This window comes from Citrobacter sp. Cpo090 (assembly GCF_030332665.1).
Lineage (GTDB): Bacteria > Pseudomonadota > Gammaproteobacteria > Enterobacterales > Enterobacteriaceae > Citrobacter > Citrobacter portucalensis.
Window position 1 is genome coordinate 97,296 of record NZ_JAOWHK010000022.1, and the last position, 9,167, is coordinate 106,462.

Annotated in this window: 6 protein-coding genes and 1 tRNA gene; 4 read left to right on the forward strand and 3 right to left on the reverse strand. The window is 52.8% G+C overall.

The window, feature by feature from the left end:
- Positions 1 to 6: 6 nt before the first annotated feature.
- Together epmA and yjeM are read left to right on the forward strand one after the other, a co-directional pair.
- Entirely contained in the window at positions 7 to 984 is a 978-nt protein-coding gene (gene epmA / locus OGY83_RS01825; RefSeq protein WP_079939036.1) for an elongation factor P--(R)-beta-lysine ligase, read from the forward strand.
- 214 nt (positions 985 to 1,198) lie between these two features.
- Positions 1,199 to 2,701, forward strand: a complete 1,503-nt coding sequence (gene yjeM, locus OGY83_RS01830; RefSeq protein ID WP_286635071.1) for a glutamate/gamma-aminobutyrate family transporter YjeM — start codon at positions 1,199 to 1,201, stop codon at positions 2,699 to 2,701.
- Positions 2,702 to 2,795: 94 nt separating this feature from the next.
- Here the strand turns inward: yjeM and mscM are convergent, their stop codons facing one another.
- The 3 genes from mscM to rsgA all read right to left on the reverse strand — a co-directional run bounded on the left by mscM (position 2,796) and on the right by rsgA (position 8,241).
- Complete coding sequence (gene mscM / locus OGY83_RS01835) at positions 2,796 to 6,110, reverse strand: miniconductance mechanosensitive channel MscM (protein ID WP_079939038.1); 3,315 nt, start codon at positions 6,108 to 6,110, stop codon at positions 2,796 to 2,798.
- Between the two features lie 17 nt (positions 6,111 to 6,127).
- Positions 6,128 to 7,096, reverse strand: a complete 969-nt coding sequence (asd, locus tag OGY83_RS01840) for an archaetidylserine decarboxylase (protein ID WP_003830511.1) — start codon at positions 7,094 to 7,096, stop codon at positions 6,128 to 6,130.
- A gap of 92 nt (positions 7,097 to 7,188) precedes the next feature.
- Positions 7,189 to 8,241: a small ribosomal subunit biogenesis GTPase RsgA gene (gene rsgA / locus OGY83_RS01845; RefSeq protein ID WP_191227876.1), complete on the reverse strand. Its 1,053-nt coding sequence runs from the start codon at positions 8,239 to 8,241 to the stop codon at positions 7,189 to 7,191.
- A gap of 105 nt (positions 8,242 to 8,346) precedes the next feature.
- Between rsgA and orn the strand changes: the two genes are divergently transcribed.
- The gene (gene orn / locus OGY83_RS01850; RefSeq protein ID WP_286635074.1) at positions 8,347 to 8,892 is read left to right on the forward strand and encodes an oligoribonuclease; all 546 of its coding nucleotides are present in this window, start codon (positions 8,347 to 8,349) and stop codon (positions 8,890 to 8,892) included.
- Between the two features lie 196 nt (positions 8,893 to 9,088).
- Positions 9,089 to 9,164, forward strand: a tRNA-Gly gene (locus OGY83_RS01855).
- Positions 9,165 to 9,167 lie beyond the last annotated feature (3 nt).

Here is a 9,167-nt window from a genome sequence, read left to right on the forward strand (position 1 = left end):
ACAACCATGAGCGAAACGGCAACCTGGCAGCCGAGCGCGTCCATCCCCAATCTGTTGAAACGTGCAGCAATTATAGCGGAGATTCGCCGCTTTTTTGCCGATCGTGGCGTGCTTGAGGTTGAGACCCCTTGTATGAGTCAGGCAACGGTAACGGACATCCATCTGTTCCCGTTCGAAACGCGTTTCGTCGGCCCTGGACACTCCCAGGGAATGAATCTCTATTTAATGACCAGCCCTGAATACCATATGAAGCGCCTGCTGGTGGCAGGATGCGGCCCGGTGTATCAATTGTGCCGCAGCTTCCGTAATGAAGAGATGGGGCGTCATCACAACCCTGAATTCACCATGCTTGAGTGGTATCGTCCGCATTACGATATGTATCGCCTGATGAATGAAGTGGATGATTTGCTCCAGCAGGTGTTGGACTGTTCACCTGCGGAAAGCCTTTCTTACCAGCAGGCCTTCCAGCGTCATCTGGAGATAGACCCGCTGTCTGCGGATAAAACCCAACTGCGGGAAGCAGCGGCGAAATTGGATCTCAGCAATATTGCCGATACCGAAGAAGACCGGGACACCTTACTGCAATTGCTGTTTACGATGGGCGTTGAACCGCATATTGGTAAAGACAAACCGACGTTTGTGTATCATTTCCCGGCCAGCCAGGCATCACTGGCGCAAATCAGTACCGAAGATCACCGCGTGGCTGAACGTTTCGAGGTTTATTATAAAGGTATTGAGCTGGCGAATGGTTTCCATGAATTGACCGACGCGCGCGAACAGCAGCAACGGTTTGAACAGGATAACCGCAAACGAGCCGCACGAGGCTTACCGCAGCAACCTATCGATACCAACCTGCTGGAAGCGCTGAAAGTGGGCATGCCGGATTGCTCAGGCGTGGCGCTGGGCGTTGACCGTCTGGTGATGCTGGCGCTGGGCGCAGAGAGCCTGGCCGAGGTTATCGCATTCACCGTCGATCGCGCATAATTTATTCTTCTGCAATACAAAGTGGCGGCTTAATCGCCACTTTGTAGCATATTTTTTCATTTCCCCTCTAATAGCCACAATTTACACCTGGATATTTGATATCGTTTAGGTATCAATTCTGTGTTGATTTTTTTATCGCTGAACTCTGCAAAGAGAGCAGTGCCAACCGGTGAGCGGCGTTTGTTAAACGCTTGCCAGAGTAAGGGATGGTTTAATGACCCAAACAATAAAAAAGATGAGCCTGATAGGTCTCATTCTCATGATATTTACGTCTGTTTTCGGTTTTGCTAATAGCCCCTCCGCGTTCTATTTAATGGGGTATAGCGCGATTCCGTGGTATATATTTTCTGCATTATTATTCTTTATTCCATTTGCTTTAATGATGGCGGAAATGGGTTCTGCCTATCGGAAAGAAGAGGGTGGAATCTATTCGTGGATGAATAATAGCGTTGGACCGCGCTATGCGTTTATCGGCACGTTTATGTGGTTTTCATCTTATGTGATATGGATGGTAAGTACTGCGGCGAAAGTCTGGGTACCTTTTTCAACCTTCTTGTTTGGCGCAGACATGACGCAGCAATGGCGTGTCGCGGGGCTTGAGCCTACGCAGGTTGTCGGACTGCTCGCCGTCGGCTGGATGATTCTGGTGACCTGCGTAGCCTCCCGGGGTATTAATAAGATTGCGCGTATTACGGCTGTAGGTGGAATTGCCGTAATGTGTCTTAATTTAGTTCTGTTGTTAGTGAGTGTCGCTATTTTGTTATTAACTGGTGGCCACTTTGCACAGGATATTAATTTCATCTCCTCGCCTAATCCGGGATATCAGTCCGGGCTGGCTATGTTGTCATTTGTTGTGTTTGCTATTTTTGCTTATGGCGGAATTGAAGCTGTGGGTGGACTGGTTGATAAAACAGAAAAACCAGAAAAGAACTTTGCTAAAGGCATTGTCTTTGCCGCTATTGTCATTTCTGTTGGTTATTCACTGGCCATCTTTTTATGGGGCGTTAGCACCAACTGGCAACAGGTATTAAGTAATAGCTCAGTTAACCTCGGGAATATTACTTATATCCTGATGAAAAGCCTCGGAATGACGTTGGGTAATGCGCTGCATCTTTCCCCTGATGCCGCAATGGTGATGGGCGTATGGTTTGCACGTATTACCGGGCTTTCCATGTTCCTTGCCTATACCGGCGCTTTTTTCACCCTCAGCTACTCACCGCTGAAAGCGATTATTCAGGGCACGCCGAAGGCGTTGTGGCCCGCACCGATGACCAAACTGAATGCCGTAGGGATGCCGACGACGGCAATGTGGTTACAATGCCTGCTGGTGAGCCTGTTTATCCTGTTGGTTTCATTTGGTGGCGATACGGCTTCAGCGTTCTATAACAAACTGACGCTGATGGCGAACGTCTCAATGACGCTGCCGTATCTGTTCCTGGCGCTGGCATTTCCGTTCTTTAAATCCCGTCCGGGTCTGGAAAGGCCGTTTGTTGTCTTTAAAACCCGAGCGGCGACGCTGCTGGCAACGGGCGTGGTCGTGCTGGTGGTGACGTTTGCTAACGTGTTCACCATCATCCAGCCGGTGATTGAAGCCGGGGACTGGAACAGCGCACTGTGGATGACCGGCGGTCCGATCTTCTTCTCACTGCTGGCGATGGCGATTTATCAGAACTACAGCCGCCGCATGGCTAACGAGCCTGAGTGGGCGGTGGAATAAACGACCTGCCTAATCCGGCCTACAAAGAAGCATCTTCGTAGGCCGGATAAGACCCAACGGGTCGCCATCCGGCATTTCTTGCCAACATCATGCGCTACAAACTTCCCGCCGGGCGACTGCCTCTGCCCGCAGAACTTAGCGTTCTCCCTGTTTGCTTACCGCCGAGGCTCTCCAGACGCATCTGGAATGGTGGGAACGGCATATCAATACCGTGCTCGCGGAAGCCTGCCAGAATCAGCTGGTGGATTTCATGGCGCAGCGGCATGCGATGCCCCATTTCAGCGGCATAAATACGCAGTTCGAAGATTTGAATCCCCTGCTGCAGGTCAACCAGGAAGACTTCAGGTGCCGGATTATCGATAACCAGCGAGCAACGGTGTGCGGCAGTCAGCAGGATCTGCGTAACCTCCTCGCTGTTAGCCTCCGACGGTGCCGGGATGGTTAACACCACACGGGTAACGGAATCGGATAACGACCAGTTGATAAACTGTTCGGTGATAAAGGCTTTGTTGGGCACGATGATCTCTTTGCGGTCCCAGTCGCTGATAGTGGTGGCACGGGTATTAATTTTCGTCACGCTACCGGTAAGATCGCGAATCGTCACCGTGTCGCCAATGCGGATTGGTTTTTCAAACAGGATAATCAGGCCGGAAATAAAGTTGGCGAAGATCTCCTGCAAACCAAAGCCCAGACCGACACCGAGAGCCGCCACCAGCCATTGCAATTTGGACCATTCAATACCGATCATCGAGAAGCCAACCAGACCGCCAATCAGCATCAGTAGATACTTGGTGATGGTGGTGATGGCGTAACCAGTGCCGGGAGTTAAATCCAGATGTTGCAGCAGCGCCAGCTCCAGCAGTGCGGGTAGGTTACGCACCAACTGGGTGGTGATGATGAATACCAGAATCGCGATAAGCACCGCGCCCAGCGTTATTGGTTCTAAGCTTTCCACACCCTGCACTGTGGAGGTCACATCCCACAACGAGATGTTTTCCAGGAAGCCGAAAGCGGAATGAATTTCTGACCACAGTACAATGACCGAGAGCAGGGCGATAAGCATCAGGATTGAGCGCACCAGGCGCAGCGATTGCGCGCTGATAGCATCCAAATCCACTTCGCTTTCATCAACGTCAATCGCGCCTTCAAGGCTGGTGGAATGCGGTGGTTCTTCTTCGCCCCGCGCGCGCTGTGCCAGCATTTCAGCGCGTCGATGCTTGGCGCGGTCAAATGCCAGGCGGCGGCGCTGGATCAGCATCCAGCGGCGGATGACGTGATAAACCACCAGTAATAAGAACCAAATCGCCACGGACGTTTCCAGGCGCGCCAACAACGCTTGTGACGTGGCGAGATAACCTACTGCCGCAGCGAGAATAGCAATCAGCGGCGCGCCCATCAGCATATTCCACAGCATGCTGTTGACCATGTTATCGCTGTTGCCCTCTTTATCGAGGTACAGCGGTATCCCGGCGCGTTTCAGGCTCAGGGTTACGACCGCCAGCGCACCGCAAATCAGAATAAAGCACAGACGTCCCAGTGAGGCGGAGAATTCCCGGTCATTGAGGTTATCAAACATAATCACCGCCATGATCAGCGGGACAATCAGCCCGATGCTCATCAGGTAATAGTGCATGGCTTTCGCGACGCGGTTCCGTGGCCAGCCAAAGTGGGCAATGAACAGACCATTGGGGCGTGCAAAGGTGGCGCAGATCATTACCGCCCACAGCATGGGCACCGTGGCGGTAACGCCATCACCGATCGCGACAGCCAACGGATAAGGCCAGGCTTCCTGCAATCCGTAACCGAGCGTTGCCCACAGCACTGGCAACGGTGAAGCGACGAGTATTGACCAGAATACCGTGCGTATTGTCAGCCAGAAATGGTCCTGGGTGACTTTCCCGACCCGCGCGGACGAGCGTTCAAGGAAACGGGTGAAGTGTTTGCGCGAAGAGAGGCTAAAGCCAACTAACACCAACGCCGCGAACAGCGGTAGCAGCGTTTCTTTGCTGGTCAGCATCATGATGCTGGCTTGGCCCAACTGATTAAATGTATCTAATGAGATCAGACGCCGCAGATCCTGAACGATGTCGACAGGCCAGGAGAGCGAGATAGGGCTAACGTCTGACGTCCAGAACAGATAGCGGTGCGTCGCTTCATTGACCTCTTTTAGCGCATCTTCCAGTTGGCTGTTGGAAACTTTGAGCTTGGTCAGCTCAAGGATCAGCGTATCACCGCCCTGTAACAATGAGTTCAGCAGCTCACGCTGGGTGCGTAGCTGGGCGTTGAGGATGCTGCTCTGTTCAGCGGTCAGCGGTTGTCCATCGGCCTGATGAATCTGACGCAGCTGCGGCTGTTTGTTGAGGAGGTCCTCATAGCGCATGCGATGCACGCGAAGCTGCGCCATTTCGGTATCCAGTTGCTGAGGTTTGGGCATTTCCGGCAGACGGGATACCTGCGCTCGCAGCGCTTCTCCCAGCATATTTGAAACCCCAAGCCACTGAGACTGCTCTCGCAGCGTATTCAATGCCTGACGCACCTGCAGCGTTTGACTGGCGGCCTGACGCTGCTGCGAAGCGACCAGATCCATACGCTGTGCTTGCTGGTTCAAGGCCTGAGACAGCTCGCGGTTTACCTTGAACTGGTCGACAATACCTTCCGGCAGTCCCGCGCTGTTTTCCGCCAGCAGTTCGGTGCTTTCCAGCGCTCGCTCAGCTTCACGCTGACGTTGACTGTTGAGTTGATTGCGCAAAGCCTGCAGGTAAGCGTCGAGTTGTTGACTCTGTTTTTCCGCCAGTTCGGAGCGCATACGCGCCAGTTCCTGACGGTTATTGGCGGAAAGCTGCGCCAGCTCCAGTTCATCGACCTGGGCTTTAAGTTTGGCGGATTCAGCCTGCATCGCTTGATTCTGCGCGGAATTGCCGTTGGCGGTACCAATGCGTCGCTCAAGCTCATTGAGCTGGCGGCGGGCATCGGTTTGCTGTTGAGGAAGCTGGCTTAACGAGTCGGCGATTTCCCGGGCGCGATCCTGCTCCTGCTGGGCTTGACGACTCTTTTCCAGCAGTTGGCTGCTAACCTGGAGGATCTCCTGGTTTAACGCATCGGTAGTGAGCCCGGTTGGCACATTGCGCGGTTCATCGCGCAGGTTGCTAAGCTGCGCGCGTAACGTTGCGGACAGCTTGGGGAAGTTATCAATAACCTGCTGATATTGCTGGGCACGCTCGAGAGAGCCTTTACGCTCCTCAAGGGCATTCAGCGCGGACTGGAGCGCCTCGACGGTTTCTGGCTGAGCGGGTTTTGCCGCTTTTGCCTGCTCCAGTTCCTGGGTGAGTTGTTTGGCATCGGGGGCCGTCGCAGCGTACGCCCCCAGGCTGAGGCACCAGGCCATCAGAAAAGTGATAATCAGGCGCACAGCAGCGATTCCTATGTTTAACTTTCGTCTTTTTTGTCGTCAACCAGCGGGCTGGCGTCGTGTTCTGCTTCGATCTCTTCTTTCGCCAGCGGGGCCGGTTCTGCCTCTGGCGTCACGAAAGTTTCGGTCGAGATGGCCATTGGTTGGCCGATTTTGGTCACAGAAAGATCCTGCAACTGCTCAACCAGGTTAACTTTGCCAGGTGCGAACAGATTGATGACGGTGGAACCGAGCTTAAAGCGGCCCATTTCCTGACCTTTCAGCAGCGCCACCGACCCTTCGCTTTCGCCTTCCGGCCAGGTCCAGCGCTTGATAACGCCTTCACGCGGAGGGGTAATGGTGCCAGCCCATGTGGTTTCAATGCTGCCGACGATGGTCGCGCCGACCAGAATCTGCACCATCGGGCCAAATTCGGTATCAAACAGACAGATTACACGTTCGTTGCGGGCAAACAGGTTCGGTACGTTTTGCGCAGTCAGGATGTTTACAGAGAAGAGATCGCCCGGCACATACATCATTTCACGCAGGATACCGTTACACGGCATGTGTACACGGTGGTAATCGCGTGGAGATAAGTAAGTGGTTACAAACGTACCGTTGCGGAATTTATCCGCCATCTGGTAGTTGCCTGCCAGCAGCGCTTCAAGGGTATAGCTGTGCCCTTTAGCCTGCAGCAGTTTGTCTTCTTCGATGTTGCCTAACTGGTTGATCACGCCGTCAGCGGGCATGACCAGTACGTTTGGATCTGTGTTAATCGGACGTGCATCGTCGCGCAGTGGGCGAACAAAGAAGTCGTTAAAGGTGCGATAGCTGGCGGTGTCCGGCTTTTGCGCCTCTTTCATATCGACCTTGTAATATTTCACGAACAGATCGATAACCAGTTTGGTCAGCCATCCCGCTCGTTTGCTCGCACCCCAACCCGCCAGGCGAGTGAGCCATAGTTTCGGCAGAATGTATTGTAGCGAAAGCTTAAATGAGTTTAACAAGGTAGCCTCCAGGCCATAATTTGTTCCCGATCCGGCATGTGGGCCGGATCCTGAAAAAAGGGGGACGATTCTAGCGATGCTTAGCTTAGTTGTCAGTTGTCTGTATCAGAAAAGTTTTTACGCGTTTTTACCTGCGCCATGCTTTCCAGGATGCGGTGATAATTTTCAAACCGGGTTTCGGCTATGACCCCTTTTTCTACAGCCTCACGGATAGCGCAGCCTGGATCGGTATCATGTTTGCAGTCGCGGTATTTGCAATGGCCCAGATAGTCATGGAATTCGACAAAGCCATGCGTGATTTGTTCCGGCTCCAGATGCCACAGTCCGAACTCACGTACACCAGGGGAGTCGATAACGTCGCCGCCGTGCGGGAAATGATACAGGCGAGAGGCCGTGGTAGTGTGCTGTCCAAGGCCGGAGTTGTCGGAGACATCGTTGGTCAGGATTTCTTCCTGCAGGCCGAGAAGATTATTGAGCAGGCTGGATTTACCTACGCCCGACTGACCGGCAAAGATGCTGATGCGATCGGTTAATGCTTCTTCAAGCGGTTTCAGGCCGTCTTTAGTGCGGCTGGATACCATCAACACCCGATAGCCAATGTTGCGATAGATATCCATCTGTTCGTTAACGAAGGCCATGCCTTCATCATCCAGCAGATCGATCTTATTCAGCACGATAATCGGTTCAACGTGTAGCGTTTCGCAGGCTACCAGATACCGGTCGATAATATTAAGTGACAGCTCGGGTAAGATGGCTGAGACAATAACGATCTGGTCGATGTTGGCGGCAATAGGTTTTACCCCGTCGTAAAAGTCGGGGCGTGTCAGTACCGAGGTACGATCGTGTACCGCTTCAACGATACCTTTGACATTCACGCCTTCAGCTGCCGCTTTACCCGGGCGCCAGACTACGCGATCGCCAGTAACCAGCGAGCGAATGGTACGGCGGATGTTGCAGCGGTGAATTTCACCGTCAGCTGACTCTACGTCGGCATGCATGCCAAAACGGCTAATTACGATGCCTTCAGCGGTTTCGCCAAACAGGTTGTCGTCGTAGTCAGGCTTCTCCGTGGACGTTTTAAGACGACGCTGGTGATTGGCGTTCACACGGCGCTGTTGGCCTTTGGAGAGTTTATTCTTACTCAATCGGACTGGCTCCTGGTCGCCCATGATGGGCAAAACATTTATGATACACACAATTTTAGATCAATGTAGTCACACTGAATGTGACGCTGAAGGGTGGAAAATAGCATGAGTGCCAATGAAAACAACCTGATTTGGATCGATCTGGAGATGACAGGTCTGGATCCCGAGCGCGATCGCATTATTGAGATCGCCACGCTGGTGACGGATGCCAACCTGAATATTCTGGCTGAAGGACCGATAATTGCGGTGCACCAGTCCGACGAACAGCTGGCATTAATGGATGACTGGAACGTACGTACACATACCGGTAGCGGGCTGGTGGAGCGCGTGAAGGCGAGCACCATGGGCGATCGTGAAGCTGAACTGGCCACGCTGGCTTTTTTGAAAGAGTGGGTTCCGGAAGGGAAATCACCTATCTGTGGCAACAGCATCGGTCAGGATCGTCGTTTCCTGTTTAAATACATGCCGGAGCTGGAGGCGTATTTCCATTATCGCTATCTGGACGTCAGCACGCTCAAAGAACTGGCGCGTCGTTGGAAGCCGGAAATCCTTGCGGGCTTCACCAAGCAGGGAACACATCAGGCGATGGACGACATTCGTGAATCTGTTGCTGAGCTTGCTTACTATCGCGAACATTTTATTAATCTTTGATTTTGTTCTCCGGTGGCTTGCGTCACCGGGTTTTTGACGCTAAATTGTTCAGCTTGATTGTAAATTAATCACTTGAACGAATTTTCGAAAAAAACGCTTTCAGGGGGGTTGCAGCTAAACGGATTTCTCGTATAATGCGCCTCCCGTAACGACGCAGAAATGCGAATTACGACAGCAACAAAAGCAGTACAGATTTGCGGGAATAGCTCAGTTGGTAGAGCACGACCTTGCCAAGGTCGGGGTCGCGAGTTCGAGTCTCGTTTCCCGCTCCAAAA

Coding starts and splice junctions, on each gene's coding strand:
- epmA (WP_079939036.1), top strand. CDS start 7: ATGAGCGAAACGGCAACCTGGCAGCCGAGCGCGTCCATCCCCAATCTG.
- yjeM (WP_286635071.1), top strand. CDS start 1,199: ATGACCCAAACAATAAAAAAGATGAGCCTGATAGGTCTCATTCTCATG.
- orn (WP_286635074.1), top strand. CDS start 8,347: ATGAGTGCCAATGAAAACAACCTGATTTGGATCGATCTGGAGATGACA.